The 26004-nt window shown below is 67.4% G+C and carries 25 protein-coding genes; 14 read left to right on the top strand and 11 right to left on the bottom strand.

The genetic code is table 11. The features are described 5' to 3' along the window. Nucleotides 1-6 precede the first annotated feature (6 nt). From ACOGI8_RS01795 to ACOGI8_RS01775, 5 genes are all read right to left on the bottom strand, one after another. On the bottom strand, nt 7-843 hold the full coding sequence (locus ACOGI8_RS01795) for a TerC family protein (RefSeq protein ID WP_419855193.1): 837 nt from the start codon (nt 841-843) through the stop codon (nt 7-9). Between the two features lie 176 nt (nt 844-1019). Then, the gene (locus tag ACOGI8_RS01790) at nt 1020-2165 is read right to left on the bottom strand and encodes a Fic family protein (RefSeq protein ID WP_419855192.1); all 1146 of its coding nucleotides are present in this window, start codon (nt 2163-2165) and stop codon (nt 1020-1022) included. Nucleotides 2166-2507: 342 nt separating this feature from the next. Beyond that, on the bottom strand, nt 2508-2876 hold the full coding sequence (locus tag ACOGI8_RS01785) for a type II toxin-antitoxin system VapC family toxin (protein WP_419855191.1): 369 nt from the start codon (nt 2874-2876) through the stop codon (nt 2508-2510). Beyond that, nucleotides 2873-3094 (bottom strand): AbrB/MazE/SpoVT family DNA-binding domain-containing protein, encoded by a 222-nt coding sequence (locus ACOGI8_RS01780; protein ID WP_419855190.1) that lies wholly within the window; start codon nt 3092-3094, stop codon nt 2873-2875. The genes ACOGI8_RS01785 and ACOGI8_RS01780 overlap by 4 nt, the downstream gene beginning before the upstream one ends. Nucleotides 3095-3171: 77 nt before the next feature. Further along, nucleotides 3172-4002, bottom strand: a complete 831-nt coding sequence (locus ACOGI8_RS01775) for an HDIG domain-containing metalloprotein (RefSeq protein WP_419855189.1) — start codon at nt 4000-4002, stop codon at nt 3172-3174. 155 nt (nt 4003-4157) lie between these two features. On the opposite strand from ACOGI8_RS01775, the gene dnaE reads away from it, so the two are divergent. The 5 genes from dnaE (at nt 4158) to ACOGI8_RS01750 (ending at nt 12231) form a co-directional block, all read left to right on the top strand. Next, nucleotides 4158-7718 (top strand): DNA polymerase III subunit alpha, encoded by a 3561-nt coding sequence (gene dnaE / locus ACOGI8_RS01770; RefSeq protein WP_419855188.1) that lies wholly within the window; start codon nt 4158-4160, stop codon nt 7716-7718. A gap of 168 nt (nt 7719-7886) precedes the next feature. Further along, nucleotides 7887-8066, top strand: a complete 180-nt coding sequence (locus tag ACOGI8_RS01765) for a hypothetical protein (RefSeq protein ID WP_323671611.1) — start codon at nt 7887-7889, stop codon at nt 8064-8066. Nucleotides 8067-8237: 171 nt separating this feature from the next. Continuing rightward, a complete protein-coding gene (gene thrS / locus ACOGI8_RS01760; RefSeq protein WP_419855187.1) occupies nt 8238-10274 on the top strand; it encodes a threonine--tRNA ligase in 2037 nt (678 codons plus the stop codon). Further along, nucleotides 10271-11446 carry a zinc-dependent alcohol dehydrogenase gene (locus ACOGI8_RS01755; RefSeq protein ID WP_419855186.1) on the top strand — a complete coding sequence of 392 codons (1176 nt, stop codon included), beginning with the start codon at nt 10271-10273 and terminating at the stop codon, nt 11444-11446. Before thrS ends, ACOGI8_RS01755 begins: the two co-directional genes overlap by 4 nt. Before the next feature lie 110 nt (nt 11447-11556). Next, on the top strand, nt 11557-12231 hold the full coding sequence (locus tag ACOGI8_RS01750) for an aquaporin (RefSeq protein WP_419855185.1): 675 nt from the start codon (nt 11557-11559) through the stop codon (nt 12229-12231). Between the two features lie 95 nt (nt 12232-12326). On the opposite strand, the gene hemB is transcribed toward ACOGI8_RS01750, so the two are convergent. Both hemB and ACOGI8_RS01740 read right to left on the bottom strand, forming a co-directional pair. Further along, on the bottom strand, nt 12327-13307 hold the full coding sequence (hemB, locus tag ACOGI8_RS01745; protein WP_419855184.1) for a porphobilinogen synthase: 981 nt from the start codon (nt 13305-13307) through the stop codon (nt 12327-12329). Between the two features lie 9 nt (nt 13308-13316). Continuing rightward, nucleotides 13317-13799, bottom strand: coding sequence for a hypothetical protein (locus tag ACOGI8_RS01740; RefSeq protein WP_419855183.1), 483 nt, complete (start codon nt 13797-13799; stop codon nt 13317-13319). Nucleotides 13800-13892: 93 nt separating this feature from the next. Between ACOGI8_RS01740 and ACOGI8_RS01735 the strand changes: the two genes are divergently transcribed. From ACOGI8_RS01735 to ACOGI8_RS01720, 4 genes are all read left to right on the top strand, one after another. Next, the gene (locus ACOGI8_RS01735; protein WP_419855182.1) at nt 13893-14351 is read left to right on the top strand and encodes a hypothetical protein; all 459 of its coding nucleotides are present in this window, start codon (nt 13893-13895) and stop codon (nt 14349-14351) included. A gap of 6 nt (nt 14352-14357) precedes the next feature. Then, complete coding sequence (locus ACOGI8_RS01730) at nt 14358-15218, top strand: DNA-formamidopyrimidine glycosylase family protein (protein ID WP_419855181.1); 861 nt, start codon at nt 14358-14360, stop codon at nt 15216-15218. Between the two features lie 91 nt (nt 15219-15309). Next, a complete protein-coding gene (locus ACOGI8_RS01725) occupies nt 15310-15978 on the top strand; it encodes a nitroreductase family protein (protein ID WP_419855180.1) in 669 nt (222 codons plus the stop codon). 1 nt (nt 15979) lies between these two features. After that, nucleotides 15980-16762 (top strand): SDR family NAD(P)-dependent oxidoreductase, encoded by a 783-nt coding sequence (locus ACOGI8_RS01720; RefSeq protein WP_419855179.1) that lies wholly within the window; start codon nt 15980-15982, stop codon nt 16760-16762. 14 nt (nt 16763-16776) lie between these two features. Here the strand turns inward: ACOGI8_RS01720 and ACOGI8_RS01715 are convergent, their stop codons facing one another. Next, nucleotides 16777-17118 (bottom strand): helix-turn-helix transcriptional regulator, encoded by a 342-nt coding sequence (locus tag ACOGI8_RS01715; RefSeq protein ID WP_419855178.1) that lies wholly within the window; start codon nt 17116-17118, stop codon nt 16777-16779. A 270-nt stretch (nt 17119-17388) separates the two neighbouring features. On the opposite strand from ACOGI8_RS01715, the gene ACOGI8_RS01710 reads away from it, so the two are divergent. After that, nucleotides 17389-18150 carry an SDR family NAD(P)-dependent oxidoreductase gene (locus ACOGI8_RS01710; RefSeq protein WP_419855177.1) on the top strand — a complete coding sequence of 254 codons (762 nt, stop codon included), beginning with the start codon at nt 17389-17391 and terminating at the stop codon, nt 18148-18150. Between the two features lie 20 nt (nt 18151-18170). On the opposite strand, the gene ACOGI8_RS01705 is transcribed toward ACOGI8_RS01710, so the two are convergent. Further along, nucleotides 18171-18299, bottom strand: coding sequence for a hypothetical protein (locus ACOGI8_RS01705; RefSeq protein WP_419855176.1), 129 nt, complete (start codon nt 18297-18299; stop codon nt 18171-18173). A 105-nt stretch (nt 18300-18404) separates the two neighbouring features. On the opposite strand from ACOGI8_RS01705, the gene ACOGI8_RS01700 reads away from it, so the two are divergent. Together ACOGI8_RS01700 and ACOGI8_RS01695 are read left to right on the top strand one after the other, a co-directional pair. Beyond that, entirely contained in the window at nt 18405-19517 is a 1113-nt protein-coding gene (locus ACOGI8_RS01700; RefSeq protein ID WP_419855175.1) for an AAA family ATPase, read from the top strand. After that, nucleotides 19518-20189: a DUF3226 domain-containing protein gene (locus tag ACOGI8_RS01695; RefSeq protein ID WP_419855174.1), complete on the top strand. Its 672-nt coding sequence runs from the start codon at nt 19518-19520 to the stop codon at nt 20187-20189. 23 nt (nt 20190-20212) lie between these two features. On the opposite strand, the gene ACOGI8_RS01690 is transcribed toward ACOGI8_RS01695, so the two are convergent. Beyond that, on the bottom strand, nt 20213-21856 hold the full coding sequence (locus ACOGI8_RS01690) for an RNA polymerase sigma factor (RefSeq protein ID WP_419855173.1): 1644 nt from the start codon (nt 21854-21856) through the stop codon (nt 20213-20215). Nucleotides 21857-22003: 147 nt separating this feature from the next. Next, nucleotides 22004-25252 (bottom strand): cell wall-binding repeat-containing protein, encoded by a 3249-nt coding sequence (locus ACOGI8_RS01685; protein WP_419855172.1) that lies wholly within the window; start codon nt 25250-25252, stop codon nt 22004-22006. Nucleotides 25253-25360: 108 nt separating this feature from the next. Between ACOGI8_RS01685 and ACOGI8_RS01680 the strand changes: the two genes are divergently transcribed. After that, nucleotides 25361-25600: a hypothetical protein gene (locus ACOGI8_RS01680; protein ID WP_419855171.1), complete on the top strand. Its 240-nt coding sequence runs from the start codon at nt 25361-25363 to the stop codon at nt 25598-25600. Next, nucleotides 25597-25983: a type II toxin-antitoxin system VapC family toxin gene (locus tag ACOGI8_RS01675; protein WP_419855170.1), complete on the top strand. Its 387-nt coding sequence runs from the start codon at nt 25597-25599 to the stop codon at nt 25981-25983. Before ACOGI8_RS01680 ends, ACOGI8_RS01675 begins: the two co-directional genes overlap by 4 nt. Nucleotides 25984-26004: the final 21 nt, after the last annotated feature.

Here is a 26004-nt window from a genome sequence, read left to right as displayed (position 1 = left end):
GCGCGTCTAGGGAGCGTCCCCTGGATCACCGGGCGCCGTGTCGGCGCCGTCGCCCCCGTCTTCAGCAGGTGCCGATTCAGCAGGTGCGAACTCGGGCATGCGGCGCTCGTGGAACTCGACGGGCGGCGTGCGGGCCTGGCGATTGCGCTTCATCCGCAGGTTGAGCGCTTCCACCAGCACGGCGAAGCCCATGGCGAAGTAGATGTAGCCCTTCGGGATGTGGAACTCGGCGCCCTCGGCCACGAGCGACATGCCGATGAGCAGCAGGAACGCCAGCGCCAGCATCTTGACCGTCGGGTGCTTGCCCACAAAGCGCATCACCGGTCCTGACGACCACAGCATCACGCCGACGGCGATGACGACCGCGGCGATCATCACGCCCACCCGATCGGCCATGCCCACCGCGGTGATCACCGAGTCGAGGCTGAAAACCAAGTCGAGCACGAGGATCTGGATGATGACCCTGGTGAACGTGGCGCCTGCCCGGTCGCCCGCATCATCGTGGCCGTCGCCTTCGAGCTTGTGGTGGATCTCGAACGTGGCCTTGCCCAGCAGGAACAGCCCGCCGCCCAGCAGGATCAGGTCGCGCCCCGATAGCTCATGGCCGAACACCGAGAACAGCGGCGTCGTGAGCCGCACGATCCATGAGATGCCCAGCAGCAACAGCACCCGCATCCCCATGGCCAGCGACAGGCCGACCACCCGGGCGCGCTCGGCTTCCTTCCCGCCCAGCCGTCCGGCAAGTATCGAGATGAAGATCACGTTGTCGATGCCGAGCACGATCTCGAGCACCGTCAGCGTGACCAGAGAGATCCAGACCTCAGGATTCGCGACCCATTCCACGAGCGCACACGCTAGAGCGAGCGCCCGACGCGCCCGCAGCTACTCAGGGATCCCGACTCGATGCACCGGTCGACTCTTATCAAGCCATGAACTACTAATTTGACATCAATTGTAAATCAATTGGTATTTCACACATGTGATTCGCCGCAGTCAACTCGACCGGAATCGCGTTGCCGTCAGTCTTCAGACTTGCCAAGGCCACGAATGCGATCGACTAAGTCAGGCACGGGCAGGAATCGGTACGACTTGCCGTCGCGCCGCATGGCCAGGAGGCCGAGCTCGGCGAGTCCGAGCAGATCGGTTCGGGCCGTCTGGTACGTGACGGACTGTTTCCGTTGATGTCCTGCGATCAGAAAATCGGCGTTGGCATCGCGCAGCGCCGTCGCCAGCACGGAACGCTGTCGGTGGTTGACTTCGGCTCTCCCGGCGAGCATCTCTTCGACCTCACGGACTTCTTCTCGCTTGGCTTGCAGATACGTGCGGAGCTCCTTGATTGCACGTTCAATGACGTCGAGTTGGTACAGCACGAAGTGCGTGAGGTCGTTGCTGTCAGTCTCCGTGTACAGGAATGACCGTGCGTATTTGGCTGGCGCTAGGCGCAGGATCGAGGAGACCGTGAGAAATTCGGCGAGCCAGTACTTCGAGCGCAACATCGACCAGTAGAAGAGCGAACGAGCTAGTCGACCGTTTCCATCGACGAAGGGATGGTCGTAGGCGAGCCAGAAGTGCAGAACGATGGCGCGCACGACTGGATGCACAAATCCGTCATCCGACTCGCCGTTGGCGAATGCACACATTGCCTCCATTCGCCCAGGCAATTCGCTTGCGCGAGGCGGAGTATGCAGTCGCTGCTCATCGTGCGAGCCGTCCGGCCATGACACCCAGACGCGAGTCTCGTCCTCTCTCTGGATACGACCTGCGTCTGCGGGATCGTCTATGGCGTCCACGACAAGAACCCGGTGTAATTCGCAGATCGTCTCGGTCGTCAGGGGCAGCTCGTCCCGGGCCAGATCACGCACTCGCGAAATCGCTCGGTAGTTGTTGAGGATCATCTGCTCGCTGCGATCACGGGGCGGACGGTCGGTGAGCAGCATTCGCTTCGCCTCAGAGCGAGTCGAACTGGCTCCCTCGAGTTGACTCGAAGCGATCGCTTCCTCGATGAGCGAGCTGACGATGTACCGGTCTCGATTCCCAGCGGCTACAGAAGGCTCATCTGCCAGTACATCTCCTGCCGCGGCCTGATCTATGCGGTGCAACGACTCCCAGACGGCGTCGACCATGCAGATGCCAAACTCAGTTCCATCGATGCCCGTGAGAGGCATGGGCCGCCAGAGGGCACGTCGGCTCAACCACATACTCAGCCACCAGTCTTCGTGCGTGAGTCCGTCAGGCGGCTTCCTGCGGCGCATCTCGTCCCAGTGGAGGTAACGGCCTTTGGCGTCTGTGGGCCTGCCTTGCTCCACGATCCGGTGAAATCCGTCTGCTCTGCCATCTGCCAGAACCTCTTCCAGCAGTGCGCCTGCAGCGGGAGGTGTCTGTGGGATCTTCACGGCGCGCCTTTCGTCGGGACAAGAAGGGCAGCATCGGCGCAACGCGGATGAGCCAACTACTAATTTGACATCAATTGTAACTCAATTGGTATGTCAGGCGTGTAGTTCGGCGGGCTAGCGGATCTGCACGATGCTCCCAGCGGACCCCCACGCCTTGTCTGCGGTGAGCACCGTCAGACCCAAGCGCTCGCCGAGGGCCAAGCAAAGACGATCCGCGAGCGACAGGCCCTCGCCCCGACGATGCCGATACGCAGCCCACTCGGCATCGGATGCAGTCACCGGCTCGACGCGCAGGTCGTAGCTCAGCAGCAGTGCTCTCGTCAGATCCCAGTCGCCGCCGGCGGAGACGACGCGCTGGGCCACTTCCGACCAGTTGGCGGCGCCGCAGCAGGGTGCGTCGTCCAGCGCCGCCTCCACGGCATCTGCCCCGGGCTCGTCCTGCACGAATGCCAAGAGCGCAGATGCGTCCAGCACAGCGCTCACGCCGCATCTTCCTGTGCAGCTTCGCGTCGGCGCTCCGAGAGCAACCCCTCAACCAGATCCAGCCCGGCCAGATTCCGCCGCACACGTTCCTTCAGCTGACTTCGCGTCAGCAGCACCAGACCGTCGGAGGACTCCACCAGCACCATCGGCGTCCCCTCCGCAAGACCGGCACGTGCACGTACTTCCGACGGCACCACAATGCGTCCGCGGTTGCCCATAACGATAGTGTATGTCCCACTCATAGGGCAATTGTACCAATGAGTTGATTAGTGTGGGAACAAGATTTTCGCGACTCTCACTGCTGGGCGGCCCACCAGGCGTCGAGGCGACGGCGCACCTCGGCGTCGCCGAGTTCGCCCTCGGTTCGGCGCAGCTCCAACAGGAACTTCATGGCGCGGCCCACGTCGGGTCCGGGTGCCAGTCCCAGGTGGGTCATCACCTCGTCGCCGTTCAGCTCGGGGCGCAGTTCCTTTTGGGCCTGCTCGCGGGCTAGCCGGGCGATGCGCACCTCGAAGCGGTCGAGCGCGTCGTGCAGGGCTTCGATCCGCTGCACGTTGCGCGACGTGCAGTCGCTGCGGACCAGGTCGTTCAGGTCGCCCAGCAGCGGGCCGGCGTCGCGGGCGTAGCGGCGCACTGCTGCGTCGGTCCAGCCGGTGTCGTACCCCTTGAAACGGCCCGACAGGTGCACCAGGCGAGCGACCTCCTCGGTGATGTCAGCGCTGTAGCCCATCTCGGGCATGCGACGGCGGGTCATCTTCGCCCCGACGGCCTCGTGGTTGCGGAACGTCACCCCGCTGGGGGTGATCTCACGAGTCAGCGGCTTGCCGATGTCGTGGAACAGGGCGCCGAGGCGCACCCGCAGGCGGGGCGGGCTCTGGGCCACCACAGCGATCGTGTGGGCGAGCACGTCCTTGTGGCGGTGGATCGGGTCCTGCTCCAGCGCCAGCGCGGGCAGCTCGGGAAGGTGCTCGTCGGCCCAGCCGCTGTCGACCAGCTCCCACAGGCCCGGGCGCGGATCGTCGACCACGAGCACGGCATTCAGCTCGTCGCAGGGCAGCACAGCGCCGGCGTCGAGCTCCAGCTCGTCGGCGACGTGTGCTGGCAGCGCGCGCGACGGGTGGGCCATGGCCTCCATGATGCAGCCCCGCGAGCGTCCGTCCAACCCGATTTTCTGGGAGTTTCGCTGCGCGGCCGGGCGAGTCTCGCGGGCATTCATGGCGCAGCCGGCCGACCGATCTATGTTCGACAGACGGGCCGATTCAGACGAAAGCGAGAGGCAGCGTGGCAGCGTCGTTCGTGCACCTGCACACCCACACCGAGTACTCCCTGCTCGACGGCGCGGCGCGCGTCAACGAGGTGGTCGCGGCGGCCGCGGCCGACGGCCAGCCGGCGCTGGGCATCACCGACCACGGCAACATGTACGGCGTCCTCGACTTCTACCGGGCCTGCAAGACGTTCGGCATCAAGCCGATCATCGGCACCGAGGCCTACATGGCGCTCGAGAGCCGCCACGAGCGCCCGAAGCAGAACCGGGCGAAGAACGCCAAGCTCGACGACACCGGCGACGACGGCAAGGGCAGCGGCAAGCTCTACTACCACCTGACGCTGCTCGCCCACAGCGACGCCGGCTACCGCAACCTCCTCAAGCTGGCCAGCCGGGCCTTCCTCGAGGGCTACTACTACAAGCCCCGGATGGACTGGGAGCTGTTCGCCGAGCACTCCGAGGGGCTCACGGCCACCACCGGGTGCCTCGCCAGCGTCGTGCAGCAGGCGCTGCTCAACGACGACTACGAAGAGGCCCGCCGCCGGGCCGGACGCCTGCAGGACATCTTCGGCCGCGACTCGCTGTACATCGAGCTGCAGGACCACGGCATCGGCGCCCAGCGAGACAACAACCCGCATCTGCTGCAGCTCGCCCACGACCTCAACGCGCCGCTGCTCGCCACCAACGACCTGCACTACACGCACCAGCACGATGCCCTCGCGCACGACGCGCTGCTGTGCGTGCAGACCGGGTCATTGCGCAGCGATGCCGACCGCTTCAAGTTCCACGGCGATCATCACTATCTCAAGACGGCCTCCGAGATGCGGGAGCTGTTCAGCGAGTTCCCCGAGGCGTGCGACAACACGCTGGCGATCGCCGATCGGGCCGAGACCAACATCGAATTCGGGCAGGTGCTGCTGCCGCACTTCGAGGTGCCCGCTCCCCACGCCGATGCCGACGCCTACCTGGGGCACCTGGCATTCGAGGGAGCGAAACGGCGCTGGGGCTCGAACGTGTCCGAAGACACTGCTGCTCGCATCGCGTACGAGCTGCGGGTCATCTCCGACATGGGCTTCAGCAGCTACTTCCTGATCACGTGGGACCTCATCCGCCATGCCCGCGAGAGCGGCATCCGGGTGGGGCCGGGCCGGGGCTCGGCGGCGGGGTGCGTGGTGGCCTACTGCCTGGGCATCACCGACCTCGACCCGATCAAGTACGGCCTGCTGTTCGAGCGGTTCTTGAACCCGGCACGCATCTCGATGCCCGACATCGACATCGACTTCGACGACCGCTACCGCGACGAGATGATCCGCTACGCGGCCCGCAAATACGGCCACGACCACGTCGCGCAGATCATCACCTTCTCCACCATCAAGGCACGGGCGGCGGTGCGCGACGCGGCACGTGTGCTGGGCAAGCCGTACGCGCTGGGAGACCGCATCTCCAAAGCCATGCCGCCGCTGATCATGGGCCGCGACACCCCGCTGGTTGCCTGTCTCGAACCCGACGAGAAGCACGCCGACGGGTACGCAGCGGCTGCCGAGCTGCGCACCATGTACGCCACCGACGACGACGTGCGCGAGGTGGTGGACGTGGCCCGCGGCCTCGAGGGCCTCATCCGGCAGGACTCGGTGCATGCCGCCGCGGTGGTGATCAGCCCCGAGCCGCTCACCGAATACCTGCCCATCCAGCGCAAGCCCGAGTCGGGCACCGATCCCGAAGAGGCACCGATCGTCACCCAGTTCGACATGGGCGGCGTGGAAGACCTGGGCCTGCTGAAGATGGACTTCCTGGGGCTGCGGACGCTGTCGATCATCGACGACGCGGTGCGGCTCGTGGAGCGCACCACTGGCGCGGCGCTCGACATCGACGCGGTGCCGCTCGACGACGCCGCCACGTTCAAGCTGCTGTGCGCCGGCGACACGATGGGCGTGTTCCAGCTCGAGTCGACGCCGGTGCGGTCGCTGCTGCAGTCGATGCGCCCCACACAGTTCGAGGACATCTGCGCGCTGGTGGCGCTGTACCGGCCCGGCCCGATGGCCGCCGACATGCACAACAGCTACGCGCACCGCAAGAACGGCCGCCAGCCCGCCACGCCGCCGCATCCCGACCTCGCCGAGCTGCTCGAAGAGACCTACGGGCTGATGATCTACCAGGAGTCGATGATGCGGGTGGCCCAGGAGATCGCCGGCTACTCGATGGCCGAGGCCGACGACCTGCGCAAGGCCTGCGGCAAGAAGAACCGCGAGCAGATCGCCGAGCACCGCACCAAGTTCATCGCCGGCACTGCGGCGAAGGGATACGGCGAGAACCTCGGGGAGCAGCTGTTCGACATCATCGAGCCGTTCGCCGACTACGCGTTCAACAAGAGCCACGCCTTCGCCTACGGGCTGATCGCCTACCAGACGGCCTACCTGAAGGCCAATCACCGCACCGAGTTCCTGGCGGCCGTGCTGACCGGCTCGAAGCGCAACATCGACAAGGCGGGCGTGTACCTAGCCGACTGCCGCCAGTCGGGGATCGACGTGCTGGTGCCCGACATCAACCGCTCCGAGCTCGACTTCACCGCCGACGGGAGCACCATCCCCTTCGGGCTGTCGGCGGTGCGCAACGTGGGCATGAAGGTGGCCGAGCCGATCCTCGCTGAGCGCGACGCCAACGGGCCCTTCGCCGACTTCGAGGACTACTGCATGCGCGTGCCGCGCGAGGTGCTCAACAAGCGGTTCACCGAGTCGCTCATCAAGGCAGGCGCCTTCGAGACGTGCGGGCACAGCCGGGGCGGGCTGCTCCGGGTGTTCGAGCAGATCGTCGAGTTCGCGCTGCGACGGCGTGAGGAGGCAGCCGCCGGGGTGCAGTCGCTGTTCGGCGGCGGCAACGGCAATGGCAGCGGCGGCAGCGACGCCGGCGAGCCGGGGTTCGACGAGCGCATCGAGGTGCCCGACGTCGAGGCCTCCGAGCGCGACACGCTGGCGTGGGAGAAGGAGCTGCTCGGGCTGTACGTGTCCGACCATCCGCTGCGCGGGGGCGAGGCGCAGCTTCGGCGCGCGACCGACTGCCAGATCAGCGGCCTGGGCGACCTGCCGCCCAACCCCGACGGCGGCCAGCAGTGGGTGACGCTGGGCGGCGTGGTGCAGAGCCTGCAGCGCCGCTACACGCGCGGCGGCGACCCGATGGCCCGGTTCATGCTCGAAGACCTGTCCGGCTCGATCGAGGTCACCCTGTTCCCCAAGGGCTTCGCCGCCGCCGGCGCCACGCTGGCGGAAGACGCCGTGGTGCTGGTGCGGGGCCGGCCCGATCGTCGCGGCGAGGGCGAGACGGCGTTCCTGGCCAACGAGGTGGAGGCGCTGGAGCTGCGCAAGGGACCCGTGCCGGTGTCGCTCGACGTGGAGCGGGTCGACATCGACGATCACTGGCTGGAGGCGTTCGAGCGGATGCTGTCGGACTACCCCGGCGATGCGCCGGTGCACATCCGGGTAGGCGACTCGGTGGTGCAGCTTCCGGAGTCGCGCTGGGTGGATGCCCGCACCCTGGCGGGTCCGATGCGGGAGCTGTTGGGCGCGGATGCCGTGCGCACCTAGCCGGCGGCGTGGAGCGGTCTCGCTCAACCGGTGCACAAGCGTCAGGATTCCGTCGGCAATCCCTCAGCCATGACCGAGTCAGACCACTAGTCTTGCCCGTTGGTTGCGCGAGCAGCCGGTCCCCCGAGCCGCGGCATCGGCCGCTGAACAGCTTCTTCAGGAGAACGCATGAGCGACGCCGATACCCGCAAGGTCGACGGAAAGACGCTCGAGGACCCGCACAAGATGATGGTGCCGTTCGCGAAGTTCAAGAGCTTCGAGTTCGCAGACAAGCTCTGGGTGCTCGGCGGGTTGCTCTTCCTGATCATCCTGATCAACATCGTCTTCTCCGGCGGCACCGGGGGCTAGTCGCCAGCTGCATGTCACCCGCTCCACGGACGTCGCCTGCGCTGTTGCCTCGAGCTCAGCCGGCTGCGACCGATGGCCATCGTTGTCGGTGAGCACGAATCACGCCCGCGCAGAACGCCGCATGCTGAAATTCCTTGGACGACGCGGCACCGAGACAGGGAAACTGTCCATATGAGCGGCAACAACGGCGCAAACCCAGGTGACGCGAGCGGCGGGCGTGCCGCGGTCACCGTGGTGCTGCCCGACGGGCAGACCCGGGAGCTGGCTGCAGGTGCGACCGGCGCCGACCTTGCTGCGTCGTTGGGACGGCGGGCGGCCAAGGACGCCTTGATCGCCGTTGCCGACGGCGAGCAGCTCGACCTGAACCGGCCCTTGCCCGACGGCGCTTCGGTGTCGCTGGTGTTCGGGTCGTCGGACGAGGGGCTCGAGGTGCTGCGCCACTCCACCGCCCACGTGCTGGCCCAGGCGGTGCTGCGGCTGTACCCGGGCGCCACGTTCTCGATCGGGCCGCCGATCACCGACGGCTTCTACTACGACTTCGACCTGGGCCTCGACGACATCGGGCGGGCGCGCACCTTCTCCGACGAGGATCTCGAGACCATCGAGGACGAGATGCGCGCCATCGTGGCCGCTCGTCAGCCGTTCATCCGCGCCGAGGTCAGCCGGGCAGCGGCCGATGAGCTGTTCGCCGCGCACCCCTACAAGATCGAAATCCTCGACGGCGAGGCCGACGACCCCGCGTCAGGCCCCGAAGGCGGGGTGATCACCACCTACCGCAACACCGACGAGTTCGTCGACCTGTGCCGCGGCCCCCACGTGCCCGACACCGGGCGGCTGGCTCACTTCAAGCTGATGCGGGTGGCGGGCGCGTACTGGCGGGGCGACGAGAACCGCCAGATGCTCCAGCGCATCTACGGCACCGCGTGGGGCTCGAAGGCCGAGCTGGCTGCGCACCTCGAGCGGCTGGAAGAGGCCGCCAAACGTGACCACCGGCGGCTCGTGACCGAGCTGGACTTGCTGAGCTTCCCTGCGGAGCTGGGCGGCGGGCTGGCCGTGTGGCACCCCAAGGGCGCAGTGATCCGCAAGCTCATGGAGGACTACAGCCGCGATCGCCACGAGGCGGGCGGCTACGAGTTCGTCTACACACCGCACTTGGCCAACGCCAAGCTGTTCGAGACCTCAGGGCACCTCGACTTCTACGCCGAGGGCATGTACCCGCCGATGGAGATGGACAACGGCGTCTACTACCCCAAGCCGATGAACTGCCCGATGCACTGCCTGATCTTCGGCCAGCGCCAGCGCTCGTACCGGGAGCTGCCGCTGCGGCTGTTCGAGCTGGGCACCGTGTACCGCTACGAGCGCTCGGGCACGCTGCACGGGCTGATGCGGATCCGGGGGTTCACCCAAGACGACAGTCACATATATGTGCCGCCTGAGCAGCTCGCCGATGAGATCGAACGACTTCTCGACTTCGTGCTGTCGGTGCTGAACGCATTCGGCTTCGACGACTTCGAGTTCAAGCTGTCCACGCAGGATCCCGACAAGTACGTGGGCGACGACGAGGGCTGGGAACAGGCGACGGCTGCGCTGCGGGATGCCTTGGATCGGCGCGGCCATCACTACCTGGAGGCGGCGGGAGAGGCCGCGTTCTACGGGCCGAAGATCGACATCGACGTGACCGATGCGATCGGGCGCTCGTGGCAGCTGTCCACCATCCAGGTCGACTTCAACCTGCCCGAGCGATTCAACCTGCGCTACACCGGCGCCGACGGCGAGGTGCACCGGCCGATCATGATCCACCGGGCGCTGTTCGGCTCGATCGAGCGGTTCTTCGGGGTGCTGGTGGAGCACTACGCGGGTGCGTTCCCGCCGTGGCTGGCGCCGACGCAGGCGGTGGTGATGGGCGTGCGGGCCGACCATGACTCGTTTGCCGAGTCGGTGGCGGCCCAGCTCGGCGAGGCGGGCTTCCGGGCCGAGACCGTGCCGGCAGACGACCCGCTGGGCGCGCGCATCCGGCGGGCCAAGCTCGACAAGGTGCCCTACGTGCTTGTGGTGGGCGACGACGACGTGGCGGCGGGAACGGTGGGTGTGAACCCCCGCGGCCAGAAGGTACGGCGCGACGTGCCGCTGGCTGAGTTCATCGCCCGACTGGCCGACGAAGTAGACAACAAGACCACTGATGTGGGTTTCGCAAGCGACGTGACGTGAAGGCGCTGGTTTTCGAGCGCAAGGAGCTGCGGTTTGCCGCGGCGATGGCTGCGGGGAAGCTGAAGCCGGGATCGGGTGCGGGTGTCGGCCCGCTGCGGCTGACCGAGATGGATCCGCCGGAGCTGCCCGGCGACGGCTGGCAGTACGTGCGACCCACCCTGTCGGGCATCTGCGGGTCTGACCTGGCGACGGTGGATGGGAAGGTCTCGCGCTACTTCGAGCCGCTGGTGTCGTTCCCGTTCGTGCCGGGCCATGAGGTGGTGGGCCACTCCGACGACGGCACACGGGTGGTTCTCGAGGCGGTGCTCGGTCACGAGGCCCACGGCTATGCCCCGCCGTGGCCCGACGCTGCTCCCGCCGACGGCGACGACTACAGCCACCTGATCGGGGGCCAGATCGAGGCGGGTCTGCAGACCGGTTCGTGTGTGTCCACCGGGGGCGGCTGGTCGGAGATGTTCGCTGCGCACGAGTCCCAGCTGCATTCGCTGGGTTCGCTCGGGCCCGACGACCTGTCCGACGAGGCCGCGGTGATGATCGAACCGACGGCGGCGGGCGTTCACGCTGCGCTGCGGTCGGGCGTGACCGACGGCGGCACCGCGGCCGTGATCGGCGCCGGCACGATGGGCCTGGTGGCGGTGGCTGCGCTGCGCCAGTGCACCGGTGTCGCGGCGATCGTGGTGGGCGCCCGCTACAGCCACCAGCGTCGCCTGGCCCGCGAGCTCGGTGCCGACCTGGCAGTGTCGCCCGACGAGCTGGGCCGGGCCGTGCGCCGGGCCGCAGGCACCCGGGTGATCGGCGAGACGCTCGGCTCGGGCACACACGTAACGATCGACGCCGTGGCCTCGTCGGAATCGCTGACCGACGCCATCGCCCTCACCCGCCCCCGAGGCCGCGTGGTGGTGCTGGGCATGCCCGCCAACGTCGAGCTCAACCTGTCCGCCCTGTGGCACCGCGAGACCGAGCTGGTTGGCGCCTATTGCTATGGCACCGAGCCGAGGCTCGACGGGGGCCACACCTTCGAAGCCGCGATCAAGCTGGTACGCGACTGCAACCTGGAGCGCTTGGTGTCCGAGCTGTACCCGCTGGGGGAGTACCGCAACGCCCTCGAACACGCCGCCAACGCCGGCTCCCGAGGCTCGGTCAAGATCGCCTTCGACCTCCGCGAGAACTGAGCTGCCCGGGCCTCGCACAGGCGCTGCGATGCTCCTCGCATTCGGCCCGCAGTGTCATGAATTCACGGCGTCGTTGACGCTCGTTTACCCATGGGTGGCAGGCTGTCGCGGTGACAGCCCTGCGTGAGACCACGGCGAGCCGTCTGACCTCGGAGTTCGTGGGGACGGGGTTCCTGCTGCTCAGCGTGGTGGGCTCGGGGATCATGGCCGAGCGGCTGAGCCCCGACGATGTGGGGCTGCAGCTGTTGGAAAACTCGATCGCGACGGCTGGTGCGCTGACGTGCCTGATCCTGCTGTTCGGGTCGACGTCGGGGGCGCACTTCAACCCGGCAGTGACGCTGTGGGCGCGCCTCGCCGGCGATCTCGACAACCGCATGGCCGGGCTGTATGTGGTGGTGCAGGTTGCCGGCGGGATTCTGGGTGTCATCGCCGCCAACGTGATCTTCGAGCTCGATGCGGTGTTCTGGTCGACCAAGGACCGCATCAGCGGCGCCGCCTTCCTGTCGGAGATCATTGCCACGTTCGGGCTGGTGATCGTGATCATCGGCGTGGTGCGCGCGGGCAAGACCCAGTTCGTGGCCTTCGCCGTGGCCGCCTACATCGGCGGGGCGTACTTCTTCACGTCGTCCACGAGCTTCGCCAACCCGGCCGTGACCGTCGCCCGCATGTTCTCCGACACGTTCGCCGGCATCGCCCCCGCCAGCGCGCCGCTGTTCATCGTGGCGCAGTTCATCGGGGCGCTCTGCGCCGTCGCCGTCGCGCGAGTCACGCATCCGTCCCGCTGACCCGCTGGCATCTGCGGGCCGGAAAGGCTGCTGCACGCGAGCTTGGGCTCAGTGTCGCGGGTTCAGGGGCCGAAGGCGAGGGCCGGCGAACGCGGCTACTGCAGGGTTTCGGCGAACTCGCGGGCGAGGTACGTGAGCGTCATGTCGGCACCGGCCCGCTTGATGGCCGTGAGGTGCTCGACTGCCGTGGCAGCCCCGTCGATCCAGCCATTCGCAGCCGCTGCCTTGAGCATCGCGTACTCGCCCGACACGTGATAGGCCGCCAGCGGCAGGTCGAAGCGGGCCCGGGCCGCGGCGATGATGTCGAGATACGCCAGCGCCGGCTTCACCATGATGATGTCGGCGCCCTCGGCGATGTCGAGCTCGATCTCGGCCATGGACTCACGAGCGTTGGCGGGATCCTGCTGGTAGCCCTTGCGGTCGCCCCCGCCGGCGATGGTCACGTCGACAGCGTCGCGGAACGGCCCGTACTCAGCCGATGCGTACTTCGCCGAGTAGGCCATGATCGGCACGTGCTCGTAACCGTTGTGGTCGAGCACCTGGCGGATCGCCCCGACCTGGCCGTCCATCATCCCCGAGGGGCCCACCATGTCGACGCCGGCTTCGGCCTGGGCCAGCGCCACCCGCTGGTACAGCTCGAGCGTGGCGTCGTTGTCGACGTAACCGTCGTCGGTCACCACGCCGCAGTGGCCGTGGTCGGTGTACTCGTCGACGCACAGGTCGGCGATGATCGCCATCTCCGAGCCGTGGTCGTCACGCAGGTTGCGCAACGCCACCTGCACGACGCCGTCGGGGTTCCAGGCCTCGGAGCCCACCGCGTCCTTGCGGGCCGGCAGGCCGAACAGGATCACCCCGCTGATGCCGAGGTTGGCCAGCTCGTTGACTTCCTTGCGCAGCGATTCCTGGCTGTGTTGCACGATGCCGGGCAGCGAGACGATCGGCTGCGGCTCGGCGACGTCCTCACGCACGAACAGAGGTGCGATGAGGTCGCTGGGCGTGACGGTTGTCTCCGCAACGAGCCGACGCAGCGCCGGGGTGCGACGCAACCGACGAAGGCGGCGAGCCGGAAAGGTCACCTCGCCATGCTATTGCGCTGCTGCGCCGGAAGAACCGCCCGAGGGAGGTGCGATTGCCGGCTGCTGCGCGACGGCGGGCGAGGCCGTCTCCATGCCCAGCTTCATCTTGACCAGCGCCATATCCGCCTTGACCAGCGCGACATCCGTCTTGACCAGCGCCATGTCCACCACCAGCTGCATGAGCACCTGCTCGAAGCGATCCATGCGATCTTCAAGTCGGTCAAGGCGGTGTTCGAGTCGGTCGACTCGCCGGCCCAGTGAGCGGCAGCACATCAGGCTGGCCGTGAGGTTGAAGCTGAACAGCGTCACGACTGCAGCAAGAATGACGAATGAGTTCGCGTCCATAGGACTTCCTTTCGGAACGGTAACAGGCGGGATTTCCGCCCAGAGACCGGCGAACTGCCAGCGATACGGGTACGCATTGATGCGTTGCGGTGCACCGTAGCGAGCGCCCGCGGGCCGTCGCCACTGAATTTCAGGCCCATCGTGCATCGCCGAGTCGGACGTGTCCCCGGATCGCTCGCAGTGGCTTGTTGGCAGACCGCTGGCGTGACATGCGGTGGCGGGCGGCATAGGTTCGCTGGCGTGGAGATCGGGTCCGAGGGTTGGTGCGCTGCGATGTCCGAGGTGCTGGCGGATGTGAATCTGCCCGAGGTGCGGGCCACGGTGGAGCAGCGGATCGGCGACGGCAACGGGGGGCCTGTCGTGGCCTACCGGCTGGTGATCGACGGCGGTCGGGCGCATCTCGAACCGGTGCTACCCGATGCTGCTGACGCGGCGGGCGGCAAAAGCGAGAGTCTCGACGTCAGTGATGACGGCGTGGTTGTAATGAGCCAGTCCCGGGAGACGGCAGAGGCCGTGCGGCGGGGAGACATGGGTGCACTGGCCGCCTTGCAGGCCGGGCTCATCAAGGTGAGCGGTGATGTGCGGGTGCTGATCGCGGCTTCCGAGGCGTTGGCGCTGGTGAACACGGCGCTGGGGCGAGCGCTCGCCGAGGAGGAAGACAGTGCCTCCGGCGGCGGGCCGGACGACTGCGGGGGCTGACGCTTCGTGCCGGAGATTCCTGAGATCCGGGCGCACGCTGAACGGCTCGAGGCGCTGGCTGCGGGCGAGGTGCTGAAGCGGGTGGAGCCGCTGTCGTTCACTGCGCTCAAGACTGCAAGCCCGTCACCGAATGACGCCGTCGGCTGGCCGCTGCGCAGCGTCAGCCAGCGGGCCAAGTTCCTGCTGCTGCGCTTCGCGCCCGATGCCGGGGATGGGCTGACGTTTGTGGTGCATCTCATGCAGGGCGGGCGGCTGCGGGTGCTTGAACCGGGTGCCAAGCGGCCGCGCCGGCCCCGTGACGGGCTGGCCCGCTTCGAGTTCGAGAGCGGGCTGGGGCTGCTGCTGACCGAACCGGGCACGCAGAAGCGGGCCGGCGTGTGGGTGATCGCCAGCGATCCCGCCGAGGCCGAACCGCTCGCCCGCCTGGGGCCCGAAGCCACCGAGGTGGATGCCGCAGCGATGGCCGAGCTCATGGCGGCGCACTCAGCCCGCCTGCACAACTTCCTGCGCGATCAGCGCGTGATGTCTGGCCTCGGGCGGCGGCTGGCCAACGAGATCTGCCACCGGGCCAAGCTGTCGCCGTTCGCACCCACCGGCCGGATGGACGGCGAAGGCGTCGAGGCCGTGGTGGCCGCCATCGGCGCTGTCGTCGACGAGTCGCTGGCCGCCGAGCGGGAACTCCCCCAGATGAGCCGGTCGGCCGAGCGTCCCTCGGCGGTGCACAGCCGCACCGGCGAGCAGTGCCCGGTCTGCGGCGACGTGGTGCGGGCCGTCGAGTACCGCGACTACTCCGTCAACTACTGCGCCGGCTGCCAGACCAGCGGGCGGGTGCTGGCCGACAACACGACGAGCAAGTTCCTGCGCTGAACGGCCTGGGTGCGTCCCGCGGGCGCCGGTTACTCTGCTGCGGGACATCGGCGCTGACAACCCCGCCGAGCACGACCGAACGGAGCACACGATGAGCGATAACGGGATCAAGCTGGGCCTGTCGGCCGACGAGGTGCTGCAGTCCACCCGGGCGGTGCGCAAGCGGCTCGACTTCGACCGGCCGGTGCCCGAATCGGTGCTGCGCGAGTGCGTCGAGATCGCCGTGCAGGCGCCGACGGGCTCCAACATGCAGGGCTGGCACTTCGTGTTCGTGACCGAGCGCGACAAGATCGAGGCCATCTCGGCGCTCTACAAGCAGGGCTTCGACGCGTACCGCAACAGCCCCATGTACGCGGGCCGGGTGGGTTCGGGCCTGGGCGCCCAGCGAGAGGCGCAGCAGGCCCGGGTGACCTCCTCGGCCGAGTTCCTGTCGGAGAACATGCATCGCAGCCCGGTGCTGTTCCTGCCCTGCATCACCGGCCGCACCGACGATGCCCGCATGATGGTGGGCCAGGCCGGCTCGATCATCCCCGCAGCGTGGAGCTTCATGCTGGCCGCCCGCGAGCGGGGCCTGGGCACCTGCTGGACCACCCTGCACCTCGGCTACGAGCGCGAGGCCGCCGAGATCCTGGGCATCCCCTATGACACGGTGCGCCAGTACGCGCTCAGCCCGGTTGCCTACACCGTGGGCACCGACTTCAAGCTGGCCACCCGCACCGATCTCGACTCGGTGATGAGCTGGAACTCCTGGAGCCGCTGAGATGGCTGGCACCTCGAACGCAGCGCTGTTCGACCTGTCGGGCCGGGTGGCCGTGGTCACCGGCGGGTCGCGTGGGCTGGGCCGCGAGATGGTGCTGGCGTTCGCCCGTGCCGGCGCCGATGTGGTGATCGCCTCGCGCAAGCTCGACAACTGCGAGGCGCTGGCCGCCGAGGTGCGAGACACCACCGGCCAGCAGGCGCTGGCGGTGGAGTGCCACGTGGGCTACTGGGACCAGAACGACGCCCTGTGCGAGCGGGTCTACGACGAGTTCGGCCACTGCGAGGTGCTGGTGAACAACGCCGGGCTGTCGCCGCTGTACCCGTCGCTGTACGAGGTGTCGGAGGGGCTGTTCGACAAGGTGATCGACGTGAACCTCAAGGGGCCGTTCCGGGCCTCGGCGGTGTTCGGCAAGCGCATGTACGGAGCGGGCGGCGGCTCGATCATCAACGTCAGCTCGGTGGCGGCCGTAGCGCCCTCGCCGAATGAGACGGCATATGGGGCGGCCAAGGCGGGCATCCACGCCATCACCCAGTCGTTCGCCCGCGAGTACGCCCCCCGCGTGCGGGTGAACTGCATCATGCCCGGCCCGTTCCTCACCGACATCTCCAAGGCGTGGGACATGGAAGCGTTCAACGAACGGGCCACCAACGAGATCGCACTGGGCCGCGGCGGCGAGGCTGACGAGGTGGTGGGCGCAGCGCTCTACTTCGCCTCAGAAGCGTCGAGCTACACCACCGGCTCGGTGCTCAAGATCGACGGCGGCACCGCCTGGCAAACCGGCTGACCACAGCCGCAGTTTCAGGCTGACGGCTCGAGTTCGGAGCCTCCGGTACTCCAGTTGTCGATATACCGGTTGAGATCGAATCCGCCGCTCTCGCTGCCGACGCCAGCACTGATGTCCATATCGGCATCGGCCGGAACGATGCCGATACCTAGACCCAATGCGATCATCACGCGCAACACCCCGTCCAAAGACACCGTGGGCTTGCCGTTCTCGAAGGTCGACAGCCACGGGCGGCCCACGCCGGCCTGTTCAGCCAAGGTTGTTTGAGACCAGCCACGCTCCTTGCGCGCCGCCGCGATGGCTGCTCCGAGTTGCCGGCTAGTCAGCAACGGGCGAACTGCGTTCGTGGTTTCCACGCAGGAAAGCTCCTTGTTCGTCTTTGTGCGATGACAGGTTAGGAATGTCCTCGTACGAAGACAGATTCGTTCTGCCTTAGGTCAGAGACGCTCGCATTTTGCTTTCCTGCGCTGACCGTTGCCTCATGTCTCGGATCGTCTCAACACGCATGATGCCGGCGAGTGGGTCGGCTGAAGTTGTTGCGGCTACGTTGAGCGCCGCCGCGGCCGTGCGCAGTGCCCGGCGAGCATTGGAGGACTGCTGTGGGGACGACGAAGCGACTGTCGACATTGAGCCGGTCGATCGAGGGCCGGGTGGCGCTGATCACCGGCGCCGGCATGGGCCAGGGACGGGCGACGGCGCACCTGTTCGCCGACGAGGGGGCACACGTTGCGGTCACCGACCTGCGCCAAGCCGATGTGGACGCCGTGGTGGCCGAGATCAACGACGCCGGCGGCTCAGCAGCGGGCTGGACGATGGACGTGGCCAACCGCGACCGGGTCAACCAGGTCACCGACGAGGTGGCCGAGCGCTTCGGCGGCATCGACCACCTCATCAACAACGCCGGCATCTCGCGCTTCTCGCCGATCGACGCCGAGAACTACGAGGACAACTGGGCCATCTCGCTCGAGGTGCTGCTGACGGCGCACACCTACACGGTGCGGGCGGCGCTGCCCTACCTGCGCCAGTCCGACGCGGCCCGCATCGTCAACATCGCCTCCACCGAGGGCTGGGGCGCCACCAAGTTCGGCTCGCCCTACACCGCCGCCAAGCACGGCGTGATCGGGCTCACCAAGTCACTGGCGGTGGAGCTGGGCCGTGAGGGCATCACGGTCAACTGCATCTGCCCCGGGCCAATCCGCACCGCCATGACCGCCGACATCCCCGACGAGCACAAGACGATCTTCGCCAAGCGCCGCACCGCCCTCGGCCGCTACGCCGAGCCCGAGGAAGTGGCCCACGGCACGCTCAACTTCTGCCTGCCCGCCAGCCAGTACATGACCGGCGCCGTGCTCCCCGTAGACGGCGGCCTCCTCATCAAGAACGCCTGAGCCGGCGCCCGGGCAGCGGGCTACTGGGTGAGGGTGATCGACAGCGAGGCGGGCATGCCGTCGGCGTCGAGGGTGAGCGTGCCTGAGAGGTCGCCGCGCTCGGCCAGCGGCAGCGACTCGGTGCCGGTGGCGGTGAAGTAGCCCGTCATCTGGAGGTCATCGGCGATAGGCCGCCATTGCCGGTGCCAGCGGGCGTCACAGGTAGGGTGATGGAGGCGCCAGTACGAACCTTGGAGCCACTTGGAGCAGCCGTCTTGTACACGTCGATGGAGATCAAGGGCTATCGAGGGCTGTCCAGCCTGAGGCTTGACGGCTTGACCCGGATCAATCTGCTGGTCGGTACGAACAACTCGGGCAAAACCTCCATTCTGGAATGCATCGGCCTGCTGCATGCCGCAGGGGACCACCGGATGCTGCGATCAGTTCTTGATGCACGCGGTGAGTGGCTGGTGGATGAAGATCGTGGCCGCATGTACGACGTCCGCCACTTGTTCGCTGGCCATGACACCACTGGCCACGTTTCGTTGTGGGGAGAGCGCGCAGGGTATCGCTTGCGTGGCGCGCAGACAGCGACGGCGGAGCTATTGATCGAGGCCGACAGCACCGACCCCTTAGAACCACCGGAATTCTCGTTCGACGAGTCCGAAGCTCTGTCCGAAGATCACGGCGGTGCTCTTGTGTGGCGTGCAAGCGATACGGACGGAGAGTTCCGGGCTGGCCTGTTCGCGGAAGGACTGCTGCCTCCGCAATCGCTGATGCGAGGGGGACGGCCAATCAACGGCGACGTACCCCCAGTTCAATTCATCGGTACGGGCGGGCTGACGTCCGAGCAAGTAAGCAGGACTTTCGGCGCCGCGGTAATGACCGAAACCGAAGATCGAGCCGTAGAAGCGCTCCAGATCATCGAGCCGCGGGTGGAGCGCATCGCCACGGTTCCATTCGGCCGCTGGATGCCGAGAAGCGACTCACACGGTGGCATTTTTGTGAGGCTTCGCGGTCTCGACGCTCGGGTGCCTCTTGGCAGTCTCGGCGAAGGTATGCGGCGGATGCTGGGACTCGCATTGTCACTGGCCCGGGCGCGCGGCGGCGTCCTCCTCGTCGACGAGATCGACACGGGCCTTCACTACTCGGTCATGCAGAAGATGTGGAAGATGATCGTTGAGCGCTCTCAGGCACTTGACGTGCAGGTGTTTGCCACCACCCACAGCCGTGACTGCTACGAGAGCCTCGGGTCCATCGCCGAGGCCGACGCTCCTGCGCCCGGACGGGTGTCGATTCATCGCATCGAGACGGACCGGGCCCACACCGTGGGCTTCAGCGAGCACCAAGTTGCCATCGTCGGCGAACGCGAGCTTGAGGTCCGATAGTTGAGCATCCGCCGCCGCGATCCGGCGAAGCTGTTGTTGGTCGAGGGACCGACCGAGAAACGGCTTGTCCCGGAACTCATGAGAGCCAACGGCGCAGCATGGGACGATGACGCGGTCGGCGTAGACGTGCCGCTGATCAAGGATCTCGGGGGCGTGCGCAACATCCTCAAGCGCGGTGCCATCTCATCAGAGGCAAGAGCGAGCGGCCTGCAAAGCTTGGGCATCATCGTTGACGCCAACGGAGACGTGTTTCAACGGTGGACTGCGATCAAGAATCGCTGTTCAGACGAGTTGCCAGACCTGCCGCCCATGCCGGACCAGATCCCGAGCAACGGATTGGTGTGCCCCCGGCCCGACGGTTCGAAGTTCGGCGTGTGGATCATGCCCGACAATCAGCATCAAGGCGCATTGGAGCACTTCTTGCTGAACCTCGTGCCAAGCGACGCCGCCGGTCTCCTTGAGTTGGCACGGGAGTCTGTCCAAGCAGCGCGCGCAATCGGCGCTCCCGTCAGAGATCACGATGTCACCAAGTCGACCGCGCACACGTGGCTCGCATGGCAGGAAAACCCAGGGCTGCAGTTGCACATCGCTGTCAAGAATCGGGTTCTCGACGCAAATCACCCCGAGTCCGCGCCGTTCGTCTCGTGGTTTCAACGCCTGTTCAGCAACTGAGCGCTGCGACGGTTGGCAGCGGGCTACTGGGTGAGGGTGATCGACAGCGAGGCGGGCATGCCGTCGGCGTCGAGGAACAGTGTGCCTGAGAGGTTGCCGCGTTCGGCCAGCGGCAGCGACTCGGTTCCCGTGGCGGTGAAGTAGCCCGTCATCTGAAGTGAGCCGTCGTCGTTCGCTGTGCCGCGGGCGGCCAGGCGCATCTCCGCAGATACGCCGTCGTCGCCGGGGGCGAACACCAGCAGGGCACTGAAGCGGCGCTCGTCGACCGCCGGATCGGCAGCTTCGAGCGAGGCCGAGCTGGGCGAGATCACCGCAAGCGACTCGCTCGTGGTGACCGTCTCGGTGGTCTCCTCACCGCCGTCGGCAATGGTCGTCGTGGTCGTGACTGTCAGCGACATCGAACCGGCCACGTCGTAGCGGTCGGCACCCGACGGCGTGAACGTCAGCTGGGCGCCCTGCACGCTGCTGCTGTCGCTCACGGTGGTCTCGGGATCGGGATTGATCACCACCTCGGTCGCGACTCGCGTCTCGACGATCTCGGGCGTGTCCTCGGCCACTGTTTCGGCAACTTGGGCGTCGTCGACCGCGGGCGCGACAACCACGGCAGCAGCGGCCGGCGTCTCGGCCTCGACCGCCTGCGGAGCCGCTTCGGGCTCAGGAGCGGCTGCCACCGCAGCATCCGGCGTCGACACCGCGGACCCTTCTGCGCCAGCCGGATCGGTCACGTCGGCAATACCGGTCACCGGCGCCGCGGTGCTCACCACCACGGGCGCATCAGGTGCGGGCACCTCGACGGCGAACGGCGTCAGCACCTCCATCACCGAGTCGGGCAGCACCCGCTCGGCCGCCTTGTGCACTGGCGAGTCGACGGTCGGCGTGATCACCGCGGTCGCGAGCCCAAACCCGACCGCAGCCTTGGCCATCACCGGCACGCCGACTGTCGCTGCGTTCGCCGTAGCGGCGGCGGCCCGGCTGGCCATCGGCGCAGCCTCAGTCAGCACCGGCATGGCCGAGTTCAGTGCAGCACGGCCGACCCCGGGCGACGACTGGCTCGTCACCGCTGCGGCGGCACGCTCGCCGCGGCGCAGCAGCCCGATCAGGGCCACCGGCGCAGCGGCTGCCAGCTTCAGCGCGGCCCGCACAGCGTTGCGGGCCCGCGACACCCGTGCCCGGGCGTTCTCTTCGGAAACACCGGCCCTGGCAGCAACCTCTTCGTAGCTCAGCTCGTCGACGAAGCGCAGCATGAGCGCTTCGCGGTACTGCTCGGACAGGTTGTCGACGGCGTCGGCCAATTCGGAATCGTCGAGGTCGAGCCCCAGCTCGTCCTCAATAGACGACGGCGGGTTCAGCGCCCGGTCATTCGACGCGTACCGCTCGGTCTTCTCGCCCTCACGCCGCTGCCGGTTGCCCTCGTCGCTGCAGACGTTCGACAGGATGCGGTGCAGCCACGGCCCCACCAGGTAGTTGCCGTTGAAGCGCGGCATGGCACGCAGCGCACGCACCAGCGCCTCCTGCACGGCGTCCTCCGCGGCCTCGGGGCAACCGAGCTTGCGGCGCGCGTGACCGAGCAGCTGCGGCCGGTACTCACGCACCAACTCGGCGAACGCTTCGTCGTCGCCGGCTTGGTACGCAAGAACCAGATCTCGGTCTTCAAGACGCAAGGCCATTGCAGTTACGCATCCAAACAGCGGGAACGCCATCGCTCCCGTCAACGACGATGCTACCGCGACCCCCAAGAGCTATTGCCGTCACATTTTGGCAGTTAGAAAAGTTGCGCTGCCGACCGCATCGACGGCCTCTCTGGCCCGCGACACTCAGTTGTCGCGGGTGATCGACACCGTGTGGGTATCGCCGTCGTCGGCGGTGACCGTGATGGTGTAGCCGTGCAGCGTCACCGACTCGCCGGGCCCCAGCACCGGGAAGCCGTCGACTTGGCCGTTGCCGCTGTCGCCGGCGACCCGCATCGGCAGCTCGCCTGATGGCACCAGCGTGTCGACGGTGTACACAAGCACGCCCTCTTCGATCAGGTTCGGGGACGTGGTTCGAGCGCCGTTCGAAGCGGTGTAGTCGGTTGCCTGGTCGTAGCCGAGCTTGCGGCGGCTTTCGATCACGATCACGTCGCGGGAACTGAGCTGCAAGGCGACCATCGCGATCCCATCGCCTGGTTGTTCGATCGGCGACAGCGTCACCTCGGCCTCAGCGTCGCTGAGGCAGCGAATCTGGGTGTCGTCGAGCCAACCCAGCTGCCATCTGCTCCACGAGAGCATCTCCTGGGGACTCAAATGCGTCTTTGGAAAGGACGACGTGCCGCCGCCGGGGAAGCGCGTCAGCACTTGGCGTCGGGGGTCGTTCTGGGGAGAGAGATACCAAGCCCACATGTTCATCCGGCCCCACTCGACGGCGACCCACTCATGGCCACTCCTGGCAGCGGGACGTTCGTGCACGCTGTCGTCATAGGGGTACAAGTCGAGCAAGCCGAGGTTGTGCACGAGCTCGTGCGCGGCGACGGAGCCCCAGTGTCTGGGTTCACCGGGTTCGTCGTGTCGCCAGAAATTGTTGATGTGCCTGGGCAGCGACACGCCGTCGGCCTCGACGTTCCCGCCTGCTATGCCGCCGCCGAAGTGGGTGCTGGGCAGAATCACAGCCAGGCTGTGGAAGCCGCTGAAGTCGATCTCGTCATCAACGAGTTCCACTACATCGCTCCCGATGTTTTCTCCTGCGAGAAGTCGGCCGTCTGCTCCGTTCTCCCCGAAGTAGTCCGAGTAGCTGTGGGGTGCTCGCAGCCATTCGTGATGGGACACGAACTGCACGTCGACTTTGCCGTAGCTGACTGCCTCCAGGTACTCCTCGGCCCACGGCAGCCCCAGCGCAGCTTCTTCCTCGACGGTGTGAGTGGCCTGGGCGCCGGGGAAGTCCACGAACAGCACCGCAACACGCAGCGTCCCCGTGGCCGACGGTGCCCAGTCGGGCAGCGGAAATCCTGCAGTGACGCCCGATACGCCACGGGGACGGCAGTCGTCCGCGATGCCAGCAGGCTCGCCGCTGGCTCCGGCCACATAGGTGCGGTGCTTGCCGTCGGTGTCGATGGTGTGGAAGGCGATGCGCTGACCGTCGGGCGACCACCGCGGGGCGAGCGTGAGAATGCCCTCGTCGAAGATCACCGCTTCGTCGATGCCGTCGATGTCGGCGATGACGATGGACGTCTGGGCTCCGCCGCCGCGTGTGAAGGCAATGCGTGTGCCGTCCGGCGACCACGACATCCCGCCGTCGAAGTACACCCCGGCGTGCAAGCGCCGTGCATTGCTTCCGTCGGTGTCGGACACCACCAGCAAGCTGTTGGTCTGGTAGGCGAGCTGGCTGCCGTCGGGCGACCACGCGGGGCTGCCCTCCCAGGCGCCTCCCTCGTTGAGCGCCCTGGGCTTGTTGCCGTACGACGTCATCACGACGATGTGCCGGTCAGCGCCGAGCAGGTGGCCATGCTCATCGCGGCCGCTGCCGGTCTCGCGTTCGAACGCCAGCCATTTGCCGTCGGGCGACCAGGTTGGCCACCGATCGATCACGTCGCCTTCGGTGCGCTGGTTGTTGTGGCTGCCGTCGACGTTGACGGTCCAGATGTGCGCCACCCAGTTGCCGTTCTCGTCGTTCTGGCCACGGGAGTAAGCGACGCGGCTTCCGTCGGGCGACCACACGGCGGCGTACGAGTAGAGCCCGTCGTAGTCCACCAGCTTGCGGGCATCGGTGCCGTCGTTGTTGACTGTCCACAGCGAGCCGTCCTGGGTGTAGACGAGGCGGCTGCAGTCGGGCGACCATGCGGGGTCTTCGGCGTTGGTGGAGGGCACGAGCTGTGTCGGCTCGTCGTCGATGGCGCCGCCGCAGATGCCGGCGGGCAGAACACCGGGTGCGGCGCTGGCCTGGTCGTCTTCGGCCTCGTTGTCGTCGTCGCCGGTGTCGGGTTCGGTGCCGGTGAGGTAGGCGTCGATGGCCGCTTGGGACACGGCTGCGTCGCCGCCGAACACCCGCAGGCCCACGGCGTCGTGTGCTTCGCGGGCCACATCGAGATATGCGGCGGTGTCGTCGGGAATCTTATCCGGGTCAGCGAGCACCAGCGGGGCGCACAAGCGGCCCAGCAACGGCGCGGCGCTGAACGAATCGAACGGCACCCGCGCCCGTGCGACGCCGATCGTGTCCTTCGCGAAACACGGCTTGCCGGCCGCGGCGTTGTACCGACCCTCGGCGAGCTCGGCAGCCTGTACTGCGGTGTCATAACGAGTGCTGCCCGCAACCCGCGACACTTCAATGCCGAGATCCTCGACGGATTGCTCGACAGCGTCGCTGAGCGCGGAGGTGCCGCCCATCAGCACGACGTGGGTGATACCAGCGTCGCCCAGGTAGGCGGCCACCTCCGCGTGCAGCTCGCCGGGCGGGCTCAGCAGTACCGGATGGATGCCCCGCGCAGCGAACGGGCCCGCCACCAGCGCATCGGCGAACACCTCACCGCTGGCAATCACCGCCGTGCGGCCCCGATCACCCATGACACCCGGCGTCACCCGTCCCGCAGCCGCCACACCGGTGCCATACAGATCATCGCCCGCCACCCGCTCCGCTGTGATGCCGGCCTCGCCGAGCGCCTCGAGCACCCCCGCTTCGACCCCACGACCGGAACCGTGCGCGCCGCCGCTCGCATCTGGCCCCACCACCAGCGCCTTCGAGATACCCACGCGCTGCAGGAACCCGAGCGCGTCGGCGCGCAGCTCCCCGGGCGGGGTCATCAGCACCGGCGCCCCCAACGCGCCCGCCACCGGCGCGGCCACCACCGCGTCGGTCCACCGCCGGCCCGACACCAGCACCACCCACTCCAGCGAGCCGTCAGCATCAGCAGCCACCGCCTCGGCAACCTGCAGCGAGGTCTCATAGCGGTCCGCGCCGCCATAACGCGTCACCGACACATCCGAACCGTCGCCTGAGCCGTTGTGCTCGGCAGCGCCAGCCGCAGTCGCCGGAAGCACCAGCACAGCGCCGAAGCCCACCAGCACCGACAGCACCACCAACATCAAACGTCGCACCCGCCGCAAGGTAGTAGCTGCCTGTACGCAGCAACCCCAGAGCGGCAAAGCGGACGCGGCTAGAGCCCGCGGAAGTGAGGTGTGACACTTAGTGTTACACTTCTTGAGGTGCCCACCACCCGGCCTCGTCATCCAGTAACTGAGACAGATGAGATCGCCGACGTGCTCGATGCGGCGGCGCAGCGCTGGTCGGGCGTCTCTCGAGCGAAGCTCGTTCAACTCGTGCTGCTGGATTGGGCCAGCGGCGGACGATCGCCGGCTGCTCGCGCCGTTGCCCGAGCGGAGCTGGCTGGGTCGCTGCCCGGCTCGGCAGACCTGTACGACCGCAGCGAGGACTGGCCTGCGTGATCGTCGCCGATGCGAGCTGGGTCGTGGCGCTACGCGATCCGAACGACGATCACCATCTTCCGGCGGCTGCCATCAACCGAGGCATCGACGACGAAGACGTGTGGTTGCACCCCGTCACGCTCGCCGAATGCCTCGTCGCGCCGGCCCGCCTGGGCGTGCTGCAGGATGCGGTGCTCAGGCTGCGCGCTGCATTCGAAGTGCCCGACATCGAACGCGATGCGCCCGTGCGTTGGGCGGCCCTGCGAGCCGAGACCGGACTGCGGCTTCCCGATGCCGTCGTGCTCGACACTGCGCTCACCCACGGAGCACGAGCGATCGTGACCTTCGACGCCAAGCTCGCCGCAGCGGCCAGCGAACACAGCCTCGGGGTCGTGAGCTCCTGACGGCGCCAGAGATGTCCCTGG

The sequence above is a fragment of the Candidatus Poriferisodalis sp. genome, assembly GCF_965204195.1.
GTDB lineage: Bacteria > Actinomycetota > Acidimicrobiia > Acidimicrobiales > Poriferisodalaceae > Poriferisodalis.
This window is presented reverse-complemented; position numbering and strand designations above follow the sequence as displayed.